A 17,527-nucleotide genomic window follows, 5' to 3' on the forward strand; every position below is an offset into this window, starting at 1 on the left:
GCCTCATCGGCGCGGGAAGGCCTCGGCCCTCTACCGGCCGGCGCAGGGTTGGGCGACCGCGTCGGGCTCTAGGCCGTCGTCGCGCGTCTACGCCTCCCGGACACGGTAACACGGCACATGATAGACGCGCGGGTGGCGATCGCGCCGATGGCCCGCGCCACGCTCTGGCCCGATCGCCGCCACCGAGGCGACCTGCCGGGCCTTGACACTTGATCCGGCGCTCAAGGACGAACGCCTGAGAGACGTAGCCCGAACCAGCCTGGCGCCCGTGCGCCGGCATCCTTCAAGTCTTGGCCACGCGCGACGTGCATCGTCTCGGCCAGCCAACACCCCGGCCGTTCGGCGTTCATCAGGTGTGTGCCGCCCTGCGTGGGACTATGCCGGCGCCCAAATGGGCATTGACCGGCCGGTGGCCCGCCTCCAGGCCGGGGGGATCCGATCGTGTTCGATCCCTTGGACTCTCCTGCCGAGCCCGGCCAGGTCTCAGGGGGCGGTCTGAGCGTTACATCGCGAAAAGTGGTCAGGCCGCGTCGGATTCCGGTCGCAGGCGCACAGCTGCCTTCACGATCGACAGGACGCTGTCGCGGGTTGCGTCGTCCGGGATTCCCGTGAACGCCATCACAAGTTCCATGACCTTCGCATCGTCTAAGAACGTCGCGGCTTCAGCCCCGGCCGATCCTGGCCGACCGGCGAAGAAGGTCTCGACCGGAACCTTCAAAACATCGGCGATCGCCTGAAGCCGCCCGGCACCGACGCGGTTGCGACCCTTTTCGTACTTCTGCACTTGCTGGAAGCTGACGCCGAGGGCGTTCCCAAGTGCCGTTTGGCTTAAGCCCTGTGCCGCCCGGAGCGCTGCGATGCGGCTGCCGATCGTGCGATCAGCATCGGTTGCCATTTTCGGACATTTGTTAAAAATCACGAGGGCGGTCATTCGAAGTCGACTTTCGGAAAAGTACGACCAGGGTTGGCCGCGGCGTCGATCGCCCCAACTCCATAACGCACGATTGAGTTTCGGAAAGACATGCAATTCAGGCGTGCGTCAATCGTCTGGCTGGGTCGCAGGGACTGAAAATTCGACAGCCACGCAGTCTGCATCATCGGCCCGCGCCGGCCAGAGACGACATGGTGAACCGATCATACCGGGAGCCAGGACACCCCGCCGAATGTCCAGGGCGTCATAGCCCGCAAGGCAGAGTGGGACCCATCACGCGGATACCATCAGGGCCAGCAGTCAACATGCACGACTGCATCGACAGGCCGGACACAAGACTGCACCCAACCAACGCGACAGAACCTTAATTTGCGACTTGCAATGCGGAGCCTTCTACACAAGGCCTTCCGGCAGACAGTGAAGATTCGAAGTCAGTTTTTAAATTTCAATAGGCGTCGAAGCCTCACCCCTCCCGGAATTGAGTTCAATGCGTTGAGATAGGTGCTGAATTTTACTTCGAGGTGGGGTCACGGTCGGCGCCGATAGTGACCCCATCTCTATCTCTATTTTTGCATTTTGGAGAAATAATTAGCTAAGTTTTTGCCGGGGTCATGCCTCAAAGCCGATTCACAGCCTATGCCGCCGCGATGATCGGCAACTCCTTAACCCGGGTCGTGTACCGGGGCGAGCGCATGTCAAACTTGGTTGACCATTCTCGTTTGGAGGCGAACCCGGCGCTGCCCGGGACGACCGCGCCCCGCCCGAAGCGGCGATTGCAGGCATCGAGGGCGCTCATCAGCGCCGCCCCGTGTTCCCGGTCAAGTTGCCCCAACCCCGGGAAGGCCTGTTGCGAGGCAGCAAGGGGCACGAGGTCGGTGGTGACGACTCCGGCCTTGGAATAGCGGTACCCATTCCTCCAAGTCTTCCGGACGCCGTGGAGGCACGCCTTCACCAGGACGAGGGTGTCGTTCGACGCCTCCGGCAGGGTCACCACCGACGAGACCGACCGCTGCGGTCGGTCTCGGTCGTGCTCCGAGGTATGGAAGAACACCGTCACGTGGTTGGTGCCAAGTCCCCCCGCCCGCAGCTTTTCGCCCAGCCTGGCGGCGTGTGCGGCGACCACCTGCTCCATGGTGCCGAGGTCCTCAACGCGGTCGGAGAAACTCCGGGTCACCGCGCATCCCTTCCGGGTCGGGGCGACTTCCTCCAGGTCGAGGCAGGCCATGCCTCGCAGTTCCTGCACCAGCCGCTCGCCCACCACCGTCATGGCTTTGCGCGCCGCCCGGGTGTCGAGGTCGCGCACGTCGGCGACGCTTTCGCAGCCCAGGGCCTCCAGCTTGCGGGCGTTGGCAGGCCCGACGCCCCAGATGTCCTCGGGCGGGATGCGGGCCATCCAATGGTCGTACTGGACCGGGTCGGTGAGGTCGCAAACCCCGCCGAGTTCGGGCACCTTCTTGGCGACGTGGTTGGCGAGCTTGGCCAGCGTCTTGGTGGCACCGATGCCGACGCAAGTGGGGATGCCCGTCCAGGCCCGCACCGTCTCGCGCATGTCCCGGCACAGGGTCACGCGGTCGGCCTCGCGCACGTCCGAGAGGTCCAAAAAGCTCTCGTCGATGGAGTAGATCTCGATGCGGGGAGAGAAGCTCCGGTAGACCGTGTTCACCCGGGCCGACATGTCGCCGTAGAGGGCGTAGTTCGAGGAGTAGACCCTCACCCCCTGCGACCGGCACATGTCGCGGATCTGGAAGAAGGGTTCGCCCATGCGGATGCCCAGCGCCTTCGCCTCGGGTGTCCGGGCGATGGCGCAGCCGTCGTTGTTGGACAGAACGATCACGGGCACCCGGGCCAGCCGGGCGTCGAACACCCGCTCGCACGAACAGTAGAAGGAGTTGCCGTCCGAGAGGGCGTAGGCCCGGGCGCTCATTCCGCGCGGCGCCTCGGGTTGATCGACCCGGAGACCACGCCCCAGACCTCGACCACCGCGTCCGGGGCGAGGCGGAACTCGGGGAAGCGCGGGTTGGCGAAGGACAGGATCACCCGCGGGCCCTGGCGCCGCCAGACCTTGAACGAGCGCTCGCCGTCGATGTCGACGACCACCACGTCGCCGTTGCGCGGGGTCAGCGACCGGTCGACCACCGCGAGGTCGCCGTCGTGCAGGCGGGCCAGCAGCATGCTGTCGCCCGCCACCCGCACCAGGAAGGTTGCCGGCCGGTTCGCGATCAGCAGCCGCTGCAGGTCGATCTCCTCCTCGACGAAGTCCTCGGCCGGGCTGGGGAAGCCCGCCCGGACGGCACGGGCAAGCATGGGGATGGGGGTCGGCAACCCGACGACGATGTCCAGCACCAGCATGCGCCCGCTCCACGAATCCATCAGAACAAAAGTGGAACACGGTGGGGCGGTTCCGCCAAGCGGTTAGGCCCACGACGTAGCGAGGCTGTGGACGCGTGTGGATAACGCGCAAAAGGCATTGACGTTGATGCCACAAGTCACCATCGGGCCTCGCTGCTCAAACCCGGTGCTGATCAAGGGGGGCTTCCTGTCACTGGCGACGCCCGCAGACACCGTCGACGCGTACCCGGGGGGATGCGACCACGGCCTCACTGCGTGAGCGGGAACTGTCGCTCGGCCCCTCGATTGGCCTCGGAGCGTAAGGTGAGGCCCCGCCTGTCAGAGGTGGAGCGGCGCGACCATCCCCACCCATCATTTGGTCCCGGTTCGGCTGCCAGGGGGTAGGTCCGGACGCTGGTCCGGAGCGTCCTGCATGGAAAACGGTGTGGCGACGGCGGTCCTTTGCGTCGTCGGCGGCGGCATCGCAGCCCAGGTTCTCGCATCCCGGCTGCGCATTCCTGCCATCGTCCTCCTGCTCGCGCTCGGCTTCATGGTCGGGCCCGTACTCGGCCTGCTGCATCCGACGCATGACTTCGGACCGAACCTCCGGCCCCTAATCGGCTTGGCGGTCGCCATCGTGGTGTTCGAGGGCGGCCTCGCGCTCGACTTCCGCGAGTTGCGGGCTTCCGGCGAGGGGGTGCTACGGCTCACCGCCTTCGCCCTGCCCATCAACTTCGTCCTGGGCACGCTCGCCGCCCACGTGATCGGGGGCATGCTATGGGGACCGGCCTCGGTTTTCGGCGCCATCCTGGTCGTCACGGGGCCGACCGTGATCCTGCCGCTCCTGCGCCACGCCCGCCTGGAGCGACGCTCGGCCGCCTTCCTGAAATGGGAGGCCATCGTCAACGACCCCGTCGGGGCCATCCTGACCGCGGTCGTCATCGAGATCCTGGTTGGGGTGCCCCATGGGTCCGGGGAGGATGCGGCCACCGCGCTCATGCTTCACCTCGCGGAGGGCGTGCTGGTGGCGGGCGCCCTCGGCGTCGGCTCGGCGTTCCTCATCGCCTGGGCGTTCCGGCGCGACCTCATCCCCGAGACGTTGAGGACGCCGGCGCTGCTCGCGCTCGCGCTGATCGCCTACGTCGTGCCGAACCTTCTGATGAACGAGGCCGGGCTTATCGGTTCGACCGTGTTCGGCATCGCGCTAGCGAACCGGCACGTGCCGGGTCTCGCGGAGCTTCGTCGGTTCAAGGAAAGCCTCGTCGTCCTCCTGGTGTCCTGCCTCTTTGTCGTGCTGACCGCCGACCTAGACCTCGCGGTCCTCGGCAAGCTGTCGGCGCCCATCCTCGGTCTGACGGCCGCGATCCTGTTCGTGGTTCGCCCGGCGGCAATCTGGTTGGCCACGCTGCGCAGCGACCTCACCCGGCGGGAGCGCCTGTTCGTCGGCTGGATCGGACCTCGCGGCATCGTCGCGGCCGCCGTCGCCGGGCTGGCCGGTCCCCGCCTAAGCGCGGTGGGATATGCCGGCGGCGACCTCATCCAGCCCACCGTGTTCGCAGTCATCGTGGCGACCGTGCTCGCCCACGGCTTCTCCCTGGGGCCGCTCGCCCGCCGGCTCGGCCTGTCGACCGCCGCCGATACCCAGCGGCTCGCCGTGGTCGGTGCATCCCCATGGGCGAGCGACATGGTGATCGCGCTGCACCGGGCGGGCGTGCCGGTCGTGATCATCGACATCTACCCTGGCGCCATGCTTGCCGCGCGGGAGGCGGGCGTGCCGACGCTTCAGGCCGAACTCCTGTCCCGATCCGCCGAGGAAGGGATGGCCGACCATCCCCCGGACCACTTGCTCGCCGCGACCAGGGACGAGCTCTACAACGCCCTCGTTTGCACGAGGCTGGCCCCGGAGATCGGTCGCGAGCGTGTCTACCAACTGGCGCCGTCGGAAAACCACATGCTGCACGCTGACACCGGCGTCAGCCGGGATGCCCGCGGGAAGGTGTTCGGTGCCGCGGACGCCAGCTTCGACGCGCTCGCCGGGCGGCACGAGGCTGGTTGGCGGTTCGTCGTGACCGGCCCGGATACCCTCGGGCAGCCGGACGACATTCCCCTGCTGGCTATCAAGATCGACGGGAGGCTCGAATTCGTCTCCGCCGATCACGAGGCGAACGACGCTGCCGAGGACGACCGATTGCTGGTCTTGCAGGCGCCGGGCATGGCAATGGTCAACGCTGATGATGACCGCCTCGTTCAGGTACCTGCCTGAGCGGAGGCGTCTGGCGGGACCCAACCGTCACGGCCGCGGCGCCGCAGCAGCACGAATCTTGGAAGTCGTACCGTCCCTCCTCACCTTTGGCCCATGGGCAACACGTTCGACGTCATCATCGTGGGGGGAGGCGCCGCCGGTATCGGCGCCGCGCGGCGGCTCGCGGCACAAGGCTCATCGGCCTTGTTGCTGGAGGCGTCGTCGCGTCTCGGAGGCCGTGCCCACACGCAGGATCTCGGAGGCTACCCGCTCGACCTCGGCTGCGAGTGGCTCCACTCCGGCGACCGCAATGCCTGGGTCGGTATCGCCGAGGCATCGGGCTTCCCGGTCGACCGGGGCGAGCCGCCATGGGCGAAGGCGCACCCGGGCATCGCCGAGGACGAGGAAGCCCAGGAGGCGGCGCAGAGGGCTTACGGCGACTGGGAGGAGCGGCTCCGCACGGTCGCAGCGGGCAGCGACAGGGCCAGCGACGCCCTGGAGCCCGGCGAGCCCTGGAACGCCTACGTGCGGGCCATCGCCGGCTTCATGAGCGGCGTCGCACCCGAGGCGATCTCAGCCACGGATTACCTCGCCTACGACGATGCCTCGACGGGCCGGAACTGGCACCTGCCGCTCGGCTACGGCACGCTGGTCGCCGCCAGCCTGCCGCCCTCGACGACGCTGCGGCTCGCCACGCCCGCCGAGCGGATCGACCTGACGGCCGACGGCGTCGCCGTCACCACCCGCGCCGGCGCCGTCCGCGCTGGGGCCGCCATCCTTACGGTCTCGACCGCGGTCCTGGCCGGGGACGCGATCCGCCTTCCCGCCGGTACCGAACCCTGGCGCGACGCGGCCGCCGACCTGCCGCTGGGCCGAAACGAGAAAATTTTCCTGGAGATCGGGCGCGGGGCCGCGTTCGAGCCGGACACGCACGCCTACGGCAACCTGCACGACCCGCGGTCTGCCGCCTACTCGATCCGCCCCAACGGATGGCCGGTGATCGAGGCGTTCCTCGGGGGCGAGGGCGCCCGGATCCTGGAGAAGAACGGTCCGGCCGCGGGCTTCGACTTCGTGTCGGCCGAATTGGCCAGCCTGTTCGGCAGCGCCGTCGCATCGGCGATCCGGCCGCTCGCAGCGACGTCCTGGAGCCAGATAGCGTCCATCGGCGGTGCCTACAGTTGCGCCCTGCCAAGCAAATCCAAGGCGCGTGCACGGCTGGCCCGGCCCTTCGAGGATAGGCTGTTCTTCGCGGGCGAGGCGACCCACCCCTTCGATTTCACCACTGCCCACGGAGCTCACGACAGCGGGCGGAGGGCTGCGGACGAGGCCATGGCAGCGCTTCGGCACAGACAGGAGAAAGCGGCCTGACGGAAGCCCGAAAGCATCCGTATGGCCGCAGATCCCGGAACATCCGGGGCGGACTTCCGATGCTCTCGGACACCACTGCCGACGACCGCCGATGCCTGACCAGGCAGGCCGACCGGGTCATTCGGAAGGGCCAACCCTTCTTATAAAACCTGGCGGATGCGGTTGGGCCGTTCGTCATGCCCCAGTCCGAAGCGGTCGAGGGCCGAGGATCGGATTGCAGGGGCACCTAGTCCGGAAACGCGCGTCGGTCCGAGGCGACGGCCTTCCCGACTAAGGCAAGGATGCCGGCCGGCGATGTCTGGGGTATTGCCCGACGCATCGTTTGGGACGTTGGCACCCATGCGTGGATGCGAGGCGGCCACTGATGCCCTTCGAACGAGGCGAGCCATCATGACCCAGTTCGAGCAACGGCAACTGGCGCAGGTCGTCGACGGTCTCGCGGAAGGCGTCATCCTGATCGAGCCGGACCACACCATCGCCTACGCCAATGACGCCGCCCTCGCGATGCATGGGGTCACCGAACTCGGTGACCTCGGAGCCACCGTCGCCGAGTACCGTGCCAACTTCATCCTGCACTACCGCAACCATCGCGAGGTCGGGCCGCTGCAGCATCCGGTCGAGCGCATCCTGGCCGGCGAGGCGTTTCGCGATGCGGTCGTCGAGGTCCACCATTTCCGGGATCCCGCAAGGACGTGGACGCACCGGATGCGGGGACTTGTGACGACGGACGATGCCGGAACGCCAAACGGCCTCGCCCTGCTGATGCAGGACGCCAGCGACCGCTACGAGGCCGAGGAGCGGTTCGAATGCATGTTCCGGGCGAACCCCGCCCCGGCCGTGGTGTGCCGGCTCTCCGACCTGCGTTACGTCAAGGTCAACCAGGGCTTCGTCGAGCTGACCGGTTACGCCCGCGACCAAGTCCTCGGCCGGACCTTCACCGAAATCGACCTCATTGGCCAAGGCGAGCGCCGCGCCTCCGCGGTCGAGCACCTCCATGCCGGCACCACCATCCGCCAACGCGAGGCGTGCCTTTCGGTGCCGTCCGACGCCGAGAAGTACGTCATCGTCGCCGGCCATCCCATCGAGATGCCCGGCGGCGAGCGCTGCATGCTGTTCACCTTCGCCGACCTGGAGGACCGACGGAAGGCCGAGGCGGAGCTCCGTCTCAGCGAGGAGCGCTTCGCCAAGGCGTTCGAGCTCAGCCCGATCCCGACGGCTCTCCTGAGTTCGGACGCGAAGGTCCCGACCAGCGTCAACGAGGCCTACGCCGCAACCTTCGGGAACGCCGCGCACGCCACGTCCGTGCCCTGGGCCGAGGAAGCGGAACGGACCCGATTCAAGCGTGAGCTCCAGCGCTACGGAAGGGTCCGGGCATTCGAGGGACGGCTGCGAACCCAAGACGGCGACGAGTTCGACTGCCTCGTCTCCGCCGAGAAGGTCACCGTCAACGGCGGTGACGGGCTTCTCTGCGCCGTCCAGGACATCTCGTCGAGGAAACGGACGGAGGTCGAACTCATCGCGGCCATCGAATCCGTCATGGCGGAGGCGTCGTGGTTCAGCCACGGCGTGATCGAGAAACTCGCCCAGCTACGCAATCCTCCCAGGCCGGGCAAGCCGCTGGCGATGGTCGAGAGGCTCACGACCCGCGAGGGCGATATGCTGGAGGGCATCTGCCGCGGCGACACGGACGAGGAGATCTCCAAGGCGCTCGGGGTCTCGCTAAGCACGGTGCGCAACCACGTCGCGAGCCTGTACCGCAAGATCGGTGTCAACCGCCGCAGCGCCGTGGTGGTCTGGGCCAGGGAGCGTGGGATCGGCGAGAAGACGTCGATTGAGCATTACGGCAAAAATACAACGCGAAAACCAGGTCGAAAACACTAAGCGGCCTAGGCTTAATTACTTTTATGTAAATCGCCGGAACATCGCTTCGATAGAAGTATTCGGTGGGTGTAGCTCTGCTCGATCCGGGCATCTCAAAGACGGCTAAGCCGGACAGAGAGGTGTGGTGGATGGGCAAGGACCGGAAGGTTCTATCGAGCGATCATGCCCGAGCCCTGATCAAGCAGGCCATCGGCGTGATCTTTGGTGACACCAAGGTCGAGGCGGAGGCCACGACCGAGATCGTCGCGACCAAGGCGCGGCACGCCACGACAAAGACCAAACCCGACCAACCCCGCAGGCCATCGAGGTCGTAGCGGCCGAACCAACACACCTTCGAGACTCATCCCAGCCCGCGCAGGCCCTGCGCCGGGACCCTTCCGCACGCCAAGTTAATGGAGCCCGTCATGTCCCTCCTCGCCTGGATCGTCCTCGGCCTGATCGCCGGCTTCATCGGCAGCAAGATCGTCAACAACACCGGACAGGGCCTCGTCGTCGACATCCTGCTCGGCGTCGTCGGCGCGGTCGTCGGCGGCTTCCTGTTCAACCAGTTCGGCGAGCCTGGCGTGTCGGGGGTCAACCTCTACAGCCTGCTCGTCGCCATCGTCGGCGCCGTGATCGTGCTGTGGCTCTACCACATCGTCATGGGCCGCCGCCGGGTCGTCTGACCCACCGCGCCCTTCCAGCTTTCCGAGCTCAATACTTAGGAGATCCACCATGGCCACCGTTACCGAGCCCGCGCCCGTATCCCCCGGACGCCCAATACCCGACCGCGCCGTCGTCGACCGCGAGCTGCCGCAGGCCACCATGGTCACCCCCGCTGAGGACATGCGCGCGATGACGCTGCATTCCGTCTCCTGGGGTGCCGTGCTTGCCGGTGCCACGGTGGCCCTGATCTCGCAGGTCATCCTGAACATGCTGGGGCTCGGCATCGGCCTCTCGACGGTCGATCCGATGGGTGATGGCACCCCGGCGGCGAGTTCGCTCGGCATCGGTGCCGGCCTGTGGTTCGTCGTCTCCGGCGTGCTGGCGGCCGTCGCCGGCGGCTACTTCGCCGGACGCCTGTCCGGTAAGCCCTCGACCTCGACGGCGGGTTATCACGGTCTCCTCGCCTGGGCGGTCTCGACCCTCGTGGTGCTGTACATGCTGTCGTCGGCCGCCAGCGGCATCGTCAGCGGCGCCCTCGGCACGGCCTCCTCGGCCATCGGCGGGGTCGGCAACGCGATGGGCGGCTCCGTCTCGACCCTGGCGCAGGCCGCCGCCCCGTCGCTGACCAAGGTCACCGACCCTTTCTCGAACATCGAGTCCAATGTCCGCAACGGCACCGGATCCGATCCGGCCGCGCTGAAGGACGCCGCTGTGACCGCGATGCGCGCCGCCGTCTCGGGTGACGGCGCACAGCAGGCCGCCGCTCAGGAGAAGGCTGCCGTGGCTCTTTCCAAGGCGCAGAACATCCCGGTCGAGCAGGCCCGGACCCAGGTCGCGCAGTACACCCAGCAGTTCAGGGAAACCGTCGCCTCGGCCAAGGAGCAGTCCAAGCAGATCGCCGACGCCACGGCGCGCCGCGTGTCCCAGGGTGCGCTGTTCGGGGGCCTCGCGCTGATCTTCGGGGCGCTCGCCTCCTTCTTCGCCGGCCGCGGTTCGGCCGTCGATCCGACCGTCACCCGCACCGCCCCGAATACCCTGACCCCGCGCCGGGCATGAGTGTCGGCGATCCCGCCGCGACCGAGCCCCACGGGCTCGGGACGCGCTTCGGCACCGCGGCGGAGGTCGCCATCGGTGAGGAGGCGGTCCTCCCGCTGATCGAGGAGACTGCGCGCATAGAGAAGCGTGCGGTCGAGACCGGACGGGTCCGTGTCAGCACGCGAACCGACACCCTCGACCAAGTCCTGCGCGAGACCCTGCGCAGCGACATGGTCGGGGTGACCCGGGTGCCCATCAACCGGACCCTCGCCGAGGGCGAGGCACCCCCGGTGGTCAGGACGGAGGCCGGGGTGACCATCATCCCGGTGCTGGAAGAGATCCTCGTCGTCGAGAAACGCCTCGTCCTGAAGGAGGAGGTGCACATCCGCCGGACCACGGCGAGCGAGGACGTCGAGATGCCGGTGACGCTGCGCAGGCAGCACGCCGTGATCGAACGCGTGTCCCCCGAGGGGCACGTCACGGAACAGGCCACCACGCACCCGTCACAGGAGCCGACATCATGACCCAGACCATCACCGCCATGTACGACACCCATCCCGAGGCGGTCGCCGCCCAGGGCAAGCTCGTCGGCCTCGGCATTCCCGCCGGCGCGATCAAGCTGATTTCCGGCACCCAGGCCGGCTCGGCCGGAACCGCGACCAAGGCCGACGAAGGCATGTGGGGCTCGATCAAGGACTTCTTCATGCCGGAGGAGGACCGTCACGCATACGGCGAGGGACTGCACCGCGGCGGCACGATGCTGAGCGCAGAGGTCGACGACGCGCATGTCCACGCCGCCTCCGATATCCTGGAGGAGCACGGTTCGGTCGATCTCGACGAGCGCGAGGCCGCCTGGCGCAAGGAAGGCTGGGACGGTCGTGCGACCGGTTCCACCACCGGAACCGCACCGGTTGCCGCCGGAGCGCTCGGTGAGGGTGCGATGTCGTCCGACCACGCCGCCAGGACCCGCGACACCAGCCTGCACGCAGCCGGATCGTCCGAGGACCTCGCCGCCCGCGGGACCGCAACCGGCACCGATTACATCCCCGTGGTCGAGGAGCGCCTCAACGTCGGCAAGCGCATGGTCGACGCTGGCCGGGTCCGGGTTCGGTCCTACGCCGTCGAGAAGGACGTCAGCGAGAACGTCACCCTCCACGACGAGACCGTGAGCGTCGACCGTCGCGTCGTCGACCGCGCCGTCACCCCGGGCGACATGGCGCTGTTCGAGGACAAGGTCATTGAGGCGACCGAGATGCGCGAGCAGGCGGTCGTGTCGAAGGACGCCCGCGTCGTCGGTGAGGTCGGCATCCGCAAGGATGCGGCCCAGCGGATGGAGATCGTGACCGACAAGGTCCGTCACACCGAGGTCGAGGTCGAGGACGGTCGCGGAACGGTCAGCCGTACCGGCACCACCGGGACCACGACGGAAACCACCGCGCGCAAGCCGCTCTGAAACGCTCAAGTCCGGGACCGGTTCGAGCCGGTCCCGGCTCCGTACGATCCCACGTCCACCTTTCGCGAAAGCCCCGTTGCCGTGACCAAGCTCCGCCACCTCGTCGTGTTCGCGGCCGTCGCATCGTCATGCCTCCCGCTCGGCGCGCAGGCTCTTGAGAAGACCGGTTCCAGGGCGTCGCTGAAACCCTTCTGCTCCGCCGACTATGCCCGTCTCTGCAACGGCCTCGACCTGAACGGACCCGAGATCGTCGCCTGCTTCCGCAGGAACGCCCGGGAGGTCTCGCCAGGCTGCCGCGCGGCCATCGCGGACTACGTCGAGACGGCTTCCGAACAGTCCGTTCCCTCGCGGTAGTGGCCGCTCGCCTGCCCGGTCCACCCCCCATCCCGAAGGAAACACCATGACGATCCTCACCACCCTGACCGTCGCGACGGCGATGACGCTTCTTGGCGTTGGCCTCGCCTCGGCGAAGCCATGTGCGGTCGGAACGACCACGAACAGCGCCAGCCAGAAGGGCTCGGCGGACGCTTCCTCGAAGGTCGACGGGGACGCGACCGCGAAGGTCTCGCCCGGTGCCAAGGCCGAATCCCCCGGGACGGTCGGGGCGATGAACAACGTCGGCTCGAATGCGACGCCCTCTGCCAACGAGGCGAAGCCGCCCGAGGGCAAGGTGGTGAAGCCCGGCAACAACGATTGCTGATCGGCACGACGACCCCTCTCACCGGAACGGAGACACCCAATGAGTGACGGCTTCCCCTCTATGACGGCGCTGCTCGGCCTGTTGGCCGTGGCGGGCTTCCAGAACCGGGATAAGATCCAGGAGATGCTCGGCGGAGCCGGCCACGGTGGTCCCACAACCCCAGGTGCGCCCGCCGGACAGGGCGGGATCGCGGGACAGGGTGGTCTCGGCGGCCTGCTGGGTAATCTCGGAGGCGCTCTCGGGGGTGCTGGTGCCGGTGGCCTGCTCAGTGGCGGCCTCGGCCAGCTCGTCGACCGCTTTCGCGAGAACGGCCACGGCGAGGCCGCCGACTCCTGGGTGCACCATGGTCCGAACGCCGAGATGAAGCCCGACCACCTGAGGTCGGCCATCGGTTCCGACGTCCTCGATACGCTGTCGCGGCAGACCGGCCTTTCGCACGACGACCTTTTGTCCAGGCTCTCGCGCGAGCTGCCGTCCGCGGTGGACCGCTACACCCCCGACGGCAGGCTACCGTCTACGGTCGCCGGCATGCCGGCGTGATGAACCCCCGGTCGATCCCGCCAGTGTCGAGGATCGGAACCGACCGGCCACCACGTTCGCACCGGGGCACGTAAATCCCCGTCACGGGAGGGACAGATGTCCGGAAACGCGCACGCCAACGCCGCCGAACACCATGAGGCTGCGGCGAAGTCACACCGGAAGGCCGCTCGACACATCGACGCCGGCAACGAGGAGAAGGCCGCCGAGCACGCGTCGAAGGCCGACGACCGGGCGAAGAAAGCCAACCAAAGCTCGATGAAGGCGCGACCCGGGAAGGCTGTGTCGAAGGATCAGTCAGTGCCTCGCATCGGCTCGAAGCGCGTTTCGCAGCGGGCCAGCTCAACCTTGAACCGGATGGAAATTGACCAATGGACGAGAACCGCATCACCGGCGCCGCCAAGGAACTCGGCGGCAAGGTCCAGGGCGCCGTCGGTGACGTCACAGGCGACCGCGAGACCCAGGCCAAGGGCACGGCCAACGAGGCAAAGGGGACCGTCGAGAACTTGTACGGACAGGCCAAGGACGCCGTGCGCGACGCTGCCGGACAGGCAAGCGACCGCGCCGACAAGGCGATCAATAGGGGCCGGGACGCCCTTCCCGAGGCCGAGCGTGCCTACCGCCAGGGTGGAGATGTCGTCGCACAGTATGCGAAGGAGTCCCCGCTGATGCTGGCGGCCATGGCCGGAGCCATTGGATACCTGCTTGCGATGGTGATCCACGGCCGTCGCTGAACGGTTGCCGTCCGGGGTTAGGCTTACGATAGGCGTGGTCCCCGATCGGGGACGAGACGATGGGGACCCTCGATGCCACCCATGCGCACGCTGATCCACGACGGGTCCAACGACGACCGCTGGTACCTATGCCGCGGCGGTGACCCTGCCGACGTGTACGTCTTGCATGAACCGAACGGGCCATCCGGCGGGAGGCCGTCCCGCATCGAGCTCGCAGCTTTCCTTGCTGCGGCGGACGGCTCCCCCGAGCACCGCGCCCTCCTCGGTATGATCGGTTCCCTCGTCAGGACTGATCGTGCCGAACTCGCATCGAGCAGTCCCACCCCCGAGCCGGGGGCCGCCGGTGCCGAACCGACCCCTGGCGAGGCTGCCACGTCGATCTGATCCGTTCCTCCAACGCCCGCGAGACCGCCATGGCCATCGACTACCGTTCCGAACTCCGCAGGCCCCTGCCGTTTAGCCTCGCCGTCGTGGCGGCGGTCCTCCTGGTTTGGCTCGTCGTCGCCTCCATCGTCGGTGCGAGGCAGAGGACTGTGCGGGATCACCACATCCAGGACCTGGAGACACGGCAAGTCGCGCTTCGATCGGACCTCGATCAGCAGCGGGCGGCCGCGGGGACCCTCGATGCACTGAAGTCGAAGATCGCATCCGCCCAGCAGCAGGAGCGGGACGCGACCCAGGCCGGGGAAGAGGCAAAGGCGAAGGCCGCGAGCTTGGCGACCGAACAACAGGCGGCCGAGCGCAAGGCCGGCGAGGCGAAGGCCACCGCGGAGGCCGAGACGACCAAGCTCACCGGGCTTCAGGCCCAGCTTACCCAGGCGGAGCAGAAGCTCGCGCCGATGAAGGAGGCCACCACGGCCGCCGAGCAGGCCGCGACTGCCAGGACCAAGGAATTGGCTGACGTCGGCCGTCGGCTGGAGGAGACGCGCCAGCAAGAGGCGAAGCTGCGATCCGACATCGCCTCCATGTCCCAGGAGGCGACCGCCAAGACCGCCGACCTCGCCAAGGCCGAGGAGAGCCAGCAGAAGGCGCGCGAGGGCTCGGCCGCCGCTCAGAAGGATCTCGCCGATGCCCGCGCCGCGACCGAGCAGGCGACGAGGCAGAAGGCTGACTTGGAGCGGGCCGTCGACGGTCTGACCGCCAATCGTGAGAAGCTGGCGAGCGGCGGCTCGCAGGTTGGCCAGCAGGTGCAGCAAGCCAAGGATGGGTTGGCGGCGACGCAGAAGGAACTGGCTACGGCGCAGTCCGAGCGGGACCGTGTGATCTCCGAACGGAACCAGGCTGAGCAGGCCGTCCAGAAGCTGGCTTCCGATCGCGACGATGCGACCTCGGCGCTGGAGGCGCTGCAGAAGAGGCAGGCCGACGCCCAGGCGCAGTTGGCGACCCTGACCGAGACGCTGGCCACTCGGAACAAGGAGATGGCCGCCCTTGCGGACCGGATCGGGACGACCCGGCAGGAGCTTGCCGCGGCCCAGGCCAAGCTCGCAGAGGCGCGTCAGCAGCTTTCAAACCAGCCTCCGTCCATGACGGTGCATCCCGGCCCATCCCAGTCGCTAGCGCCTGCCGTCGCCCCCAAGGCCGAATGAATCCCTCGGGACTTGGGCCGAAGGGGCGCTGAACCAGGGCGGGGAACAGACAGGGGGCTCCAGATCGGCGGGACAGGGAGGAAGCGCTCTGACCGTCGGATTTCCGGACGAGGCGTCACGGACGTCCAGGGTTGGAGCTTGCCGCGACCTGAAGCACGGTGGTCGATGCAGCTTCGGACGGCATCGTGAATTCCACCCTCGCGTCCGTATTCATGGTTCGCCACCGGAACGGTCCCGCGCGCCGGCCCTTTGCCCAAGACAATGGAAGTCGATCCCGAATGATATTTCGCGATCCTTCCGGACCCATCGGCAATAAACCGGAGACGACATGTCCAGGACGATCTCAGCTGATTTCAAATCCCGCCGGGATGCGGAGATGGCCGTCGAGCACATCGTGCAGGATCACGGCCTTGATCGGAATGCGGTGCAGGTCGGTCCTGCCTTGGACGAGAACACGGCCGGGACCGAGGCGGCGCGGGCTGATGTCGAAGACGGGCACCTGAAGGCCGGGACCGAGGGCGAACCCGCCCTCGCCGGCAAGGTCAGGGTCTCCGTCGCGGTCGACGACGCTATCGCCGAGAAGGTGCTGTCCTCCTTCGCGACCTTCCACGGTGACATCCGCGGCTGAACCGGCACCCGACGGTCACCCGCGGGGGCCGCCGGCGAAAGCCTCGCTGGGGTGGAGAGCGTCGTCTCGTTCTTCCTCAGCGGTGGGATAGGACGCCCCGCCGGCGTCATCCGAACGCGTCCTGCGCAAGGCGGCGATTTTGCAGCGACGTCGGGGAATCATGGGCGGGTGATCGACGGGGAGCGGGAGACTTCCTCAAGGATGCCGCTGCGGCTTCCGTTCCCCGCTCGATCCGGTCGCGCAGACTGACATCGTCATCCGTATGGGAGCGTACGAGGCCCACACTCATCCCCGGTGGCGCAGCACCTCGACCAGCAGGGCGAAGGCCGGCGTGGGCTGCCGGCTGGCTTGGGTAGTACTAGTGGCAGCCCGGGAATGGCGGGCACCAATCGGCCAGCACCCGCACGAGCCGGCCGGCGTTGAGGTCGACCCGCACCCGGTCCTCGAGGAGGTAGGCGAGGCCCAGCCCGCCCAGGGCCGCCTTGAGCGACCTCGAGCCGGTGTTGATTACCAGCGGACCCTCGACCCGCACGTTCAGGACGCGCGAGCCCTTCTCGAACTCCCATGCGTATAGGCTGCCGCGCGTCGGCAGGCGGAGGTTGATGCAGGCGTGTCCGGTCAGCTCGTCGGGGGTGCGCGGCTTGGCGGGCGATCTTCTCGGTTTTGGTCGTGATCGGCGTGCTGACGGCGGCGGCCCTGTTCACCCTGCCGGACACCCTACCGCCGGAGCGGCGCAATCACGAACCACTCGGCCGTGCATTCGCACGCTACGGGCGACTGCTCCGTCACCCCCGCATCCTCGCCTACGCCGGGGCGGGCGGGTTCTTCTATGGCGGCATGTACGCCTACGTCGCTGGCTTTCCATTCGCTCACATCACGATCTATCACGTCGAGCCGCGGTCCTACGGCCTGCTGTTCGAGGTCGGCATCCTCGGGATCATGGCGACTAACCTGCTGAACGCGCGCCTTGTGATGCGCTTCGGCGGCGACCGGCTCCTCATCCTCGGGACGGCCCTGGGCGCTTGTGCCGGCGTCGTTCTCGCCATGGCGGCCGGGACTGGATGGGGCGGCCTTGCCGGGCTGGCCCTGCCGCTCCTCGTGTTCGTCTTGGCCACGGGGTTCGTGGTGGCGAACTCGATATTTGGTGCGCTCTCTGGCTTCCCGGAGCGGGCGGGAGCGGTCTCTGCCCTCGTCGGCGCGATCCACTACGGCAGCGGCATCATCGGCGCCGGCCTGGTCGGGGCCTGCGCTATCAATAGGCGTCGAAGCCTCACCCCTCCCGGAATTGGGTTCAATGCGTTGAGATAGGTGCTGAATTTTACTTCGAGATGGAGTCACGGTCGGCGCCGATAGTGACCCCACCTCTATCTCGATTTTCGCGTTTTGGAGAAAGCGTTAGCTAAATTTTTGCTGGGGTCATGCTTCGGAGCCGATTCACAGCGTTGCGGCGCTTGACCCT

Annotated in this window: 19 protein-coding genes and 1 pseudogene; 16 read left to right on the top strand and 4 right to left on the bottom strand. The window is 67.6% G+C overall.

The genetic code is table 11. The annotated features are described in order from the left end of the window. Positions 1–520: 520 nt before the first annotated feature. From AC3IF3_RS12465 to AC3IF3_RS12475, 3 genes are all read right to left on the bottom strand, one after another. On the bottom strand, positions 521–931 hold the full coding sequence (locus tag AC3IF3_RS12465) for a helix-turn-helix domain-containing protein (protein ID WP_489229003.1): 411 nt from the start codon (positions 929–931) through the stop codon (positions 521–523). 634 nt (positions 932–1,565) lie between these two features. Next, entirely contained in the window at positions 1,566–2,855 is a 1,290-nt protein-coding gene (locus tag AC3IF3_RS12470; protein ID WP_489229004.1) for a Y-family DNA polymerase, read from the bottom strand. After that, positions 2,852–3,280 carry a LexA family protein gene (locus AC3IF3_RS12475; protein WP_489229006.1) on the bottom strand — a complete coding sequence of 143 codons (429 nt, stop codon included), beginning with the start codon at positions 3,278–3,280 and terminating at the stop codon, positions 2,852–2,854. The genes AC3IF3_RS12470 and AC3IF3_RS12475 overlap by 4 nt, the downstream gene beginning before the upstream one ends. Positions 3,281–3,692: 412 nt before the next feature. Here AC3IF3_RS12475 and AC3IF3_RS12480 point away from each other — a divergent pair, with 412 nt between their 5' ends. From AC3IF3_RS12480 to AC3IF3_RS12550, 15 genes are all read left to right on the top strand, one after another. Next, complete coding sequence (locus AC3IF3_RS12480) at positions 3,693–5,522, top strand: cation:proton antiporter (RefSeq protein ID WP_489229008.1); 1,830 nt, start codon at positions 3,693–3,695, stop codon at positions 5,520–5,522. Positions 5,523–5,615: 93 nt separating this feature from the next. After that, a complete protein-coding gene (locus AC3IF3_RS12485) occupies positions 5,616–6,869 on the top strand; it encodes a flavin monoamine oxidase family protein (RefSeq protein ID WP_489229009.1) in 1,254 nt (417 codons plus the stop codon). A gap of 390 nt (positions 6,870–7,259) precedes the next feature. Beyond that, positions 7,260–8,750: a helix-turn-helix transcriptional regulator gene (locus AC3IF3_RS12490; protein WP_243971506.1), complete on the top strand. Its 1,491-nt coding sequence runs from the start codon at positions 7,260–7,262 to the stop codon at positions 8,748–8,750. Between the two features lie 62 nt (positions 8,751–8,812). Continuing rightward, positions 8,813–9,064: a hypothetical protein gene (locus AC3IF3_RS12495; protein ID WP_243971501.1), complete on the top strand. Its 252-nt coding sequence runs from the start codon at positions 8,813–8,815 to the stop codon at positions 9,062–9,064. 90 nt (positions 9,065–9,154) lie between these two features. Further along, complete coding sequence (locus tag AC3IF3_RS12500; protein ID WP_243971503.1) at positions 9,155–9,415, top strand: GlsB/YeaQ/YmgE family stress response membrane protein; 261 nt, start codon at positions 9,155–9,157, stop codon at positions 9,413–9,415. Between the two features lie 49 nt (positions 9,416–9,464). After that, a complete protein-coding gene (locus tag AC3IF3_RS12505; protein ID WP_489229011.1) occupies positions 9,465–10,451 on the top strand; it encodes a PhnA-like protein in 987 nt (328 codons plus the stop codon). After that, a complete protein-coding gene (locus AC3IF3_RS12510) occupies positions 10,448–10,954 on the top strand; it encodes a YsnF/AvaK domain-containing protein (RefSeq protein ID WP_489229013.1) in 507 nt (168 codons plus the stop codon). The genes AC3IF3_RS12505 and AC3IF3_RS12510 overlap by 4 nt, the downstream gene beginning before the upstream one ends. Continuing rightward, a complete protein-coding gene (locus AC3IF3_RS12515; protein WP_489216170.1) occupies positions 10,951–11,883 on the top strand; it encodes a YsnF/AvaK domain-containing protein in 933 nt (310 codons plus the stop codon). The genes AC3IF3_RS12510 and AC3IF3_RS12515 overlap by 4 nt, the downstream gene beginning before the upstream one ends. An 81-nt stretch (positions 11,884–11,964) precedes the next feature. Beyond that, positions 11,965–12,237: a hypothetical protein gene (locus AC3IF3_RS12520; RefSeq protein WP_489229015.1), complete on the top strand. Its 273-nt coding sequence runs from the start codon at positions 11,965–11,967 to the stop codon at positions 12,235–12,237. A gap of 46 nt (positions 12,238–12,283) precedes the next feature. Continuing rightward, the gene (locus AC3IF3_RS12525) at positions 12,284–12,583 is read left to right on the top strand and encodes a hypothetical protein (protein ID WP_489229017.1); all 300 of its coding nucleotides are present in this window, start codon (positions 12,284–12,286) and stop codon (positions 12,581–12,583) included. A gap of 39 nt (positions 12,584–12,622) precedes the next feature. Next, positions 12,623–13,123: a YidB family protein gene (locus AC3IF3_RS12530; RefSeq protein WP_489216171.1), complete on the top strand. Its 501-nt coding sequence runs from the start codon at positions 12,623–12,625 to the stop codon at positions 13,121–13,123. A 368-nt stretch (positions 13,124–13,491) separates the two neighbouring features. Further along, positions 13,492–13,854: a CsbD family protein gene (locus AC3IF3_RS12535; RefSeq protein ID WP_489216172.1), complete on the top strand. Its 363-nt coding sequence runs from the start codon at positions 13,492–13,494 to the stop codon at positions 13,852–13,854. Between the two features lie 81 nt (positions 13,855–13,935). Beyond that, the gene (locus AC3IF3_RS12540) at positions 13,936–14,238 is read left to right on the top strand and encodes a hypothetical protein (RefSeq protein WP_243967514.1); all 303 of its coding nucleotides are present in this window, start codon (positions 13,936–13,938) and stop codon (positions 14,236–14,238) included. Positions 14,239–14,267: 29 nt separating this feature from the next. Continuing rightward, positions 14,268–15,440, top strand: coding sequence for a chromosome partitioning protein ParA (locus AC3IF3_RS12545; protein WP_489229018.1), 1,173 nt, complete (start codon positions 14,268–14,270; stop codon positions 15,438–15,440). A gap of 376 nt (positions 15,441–15,816) precedes the next feature. Next, entirely contained in the window at positions 15,817–16,068 is a 252-nt protein-coding gene (locus tag AC3IF3_RS12550) for a hypothetical protein (protein ID WP_489216174.1), read from the top strand. A 285-nt stretch (positions 16,069–16,353) separates the two neighbouring features. Here AC3IF3_RS12550 and AC3IF3_RS12555 read toward each other — a convergent pair. Then, positions 16,354–16,720, bottom strand: a pseudogene (locus tag AC3IF3_RS12555) (LysR substrate-binding domain-containing protein); the annotation flags it as partial. A 17-nt stretch (positions 16,721–16,737) separates the two neighbouring features. Between AC3IF3_RS12555 and AC3IF3_RS12560 the strand changes: the two are divergent. Further along, positions 16,738–17,376, top strand: coding sequence for an MFS transporter (locus AC3IF3_RS12560; protein WP_489229020.1), 639 nt, complete (start codon positions 16,738–16,740; stop codon positions 17,374–17,376). The last annotated feature ends 151 nt before the right edge of the window (positions 17,377–17,527 follow it).

Source organism: Methylobacterium sp. J-118, assembly GCF_057836565.1.

Coding starts and splice junctions, on each gene's coding strand:
- AC3IF3_RS12465 (WP_489229003.1), bottom strand. CDS start 931: ATGACCGCCCTCGTGATTTTTAACAAATGTCCGAAAATGGCAACCGAT.
- AC3IF3_RS12470 (WP_489229004.1), bottom strand. CDS start 2,855: ATGAGCGCCCGGGCCTACGCCCTCTCGGACGGCAACTCCTTCTACTGT.
- AC3IF3_RS12475 (WP_489229006.1), bottom strand. CDS start 3,280: ATGCTGGTGCTGGACATCGTCGTCGGGTTGCCGACCCCCATCCCCATG.
- AC3IF3_RS12480 (WP_489229008.1), top strand. CDS start 3,693: ATGGAAAACGGTGTGGCGACGGCGGTCCTTTGCGTCGTCGGCGGCGGC.
- AC3IF3_RS12485 (WP_489229009.1), top strand. CDS start 5,616: ATGGGCAACACGTTCGACGTCATCATCGTGGGGGGAGGCGCCGCCGGT.
- AC3IF3_RS12490 (WP_243971506.1), top strand. CDS start 7,260: ATGACCCAGTTCGAGCAACGGCAACTGGCGCAGGTCGTCGACGGTCTC.
- AC3IF3_RS12500 (WP_243971503.1), top strand. CDS start 9,155: ATGTCCCTCCTCGCCTGGATCGTCCTCGGCCTGATCGCCGGCTTCATC.
- AC3IF3_RS12505 (WP_489229011.1), top strand. CDS start 9,465: ATGGCCACCGTTACCGAGCCCGCGCCCGTATCCCCCGGACGCCCAATA.
- AC3IF3_RS12510 (WP_489229013.1), top strand. CDS start 10,448: ATGAGTGTCGGCGATCCCGCCGCGACCGAGCCCCACGGGCTCGGGACG.
- AC3IF3_RS12515 (WP_489216170.1), top strand. CDS start 10,951: ATGACCCAGACCATCACCGCCATGTACGACACCCATCCCGAGGCGGTC.
- AC3IF3_RS12525 (WP_489229017.1), top strand. CDS start 12,284: ATGACGATCCTCACCACCCTGACCGTCGCGACGGCGATGACGCTTCTT.
- AC3IF3_RS12530 (WP_489216171.1), top strand. CDS start 12,623: ATGAGTGACGGCTTCCCCTCTATGACGGCGCTGCTCGGCCTGTTGGCC.
- AC3IF3_RS12535 (WP_489216172.1), top strand. CDS start 13,492: ATGGACGAGAACCGCATCACCGGCGCCGCCAAGGAACTCGGCGGCAAG.
- AC3IF3_RS12540 (WP_243967514.1), top strand. CDS start 13,936: ATGCGCACGCTGATCCACGACGGGTCCAACGACGACCGCTGGTACCTA.
- AC3IF3_RS12545 (WP_489229018.1), top strand. CDS start 14,268: ATGGCCATCGACTACCGTTCCGAACTCCGCAGGCCCCTGCCGTTTAGC.
- AC3IF3_RS12550 (WP_489216174.1), top strand. CDS start 15,817: ATGGCCGTCGAGCACATCGTGCAGGATCACGGCCTTGATCGGAATGCG.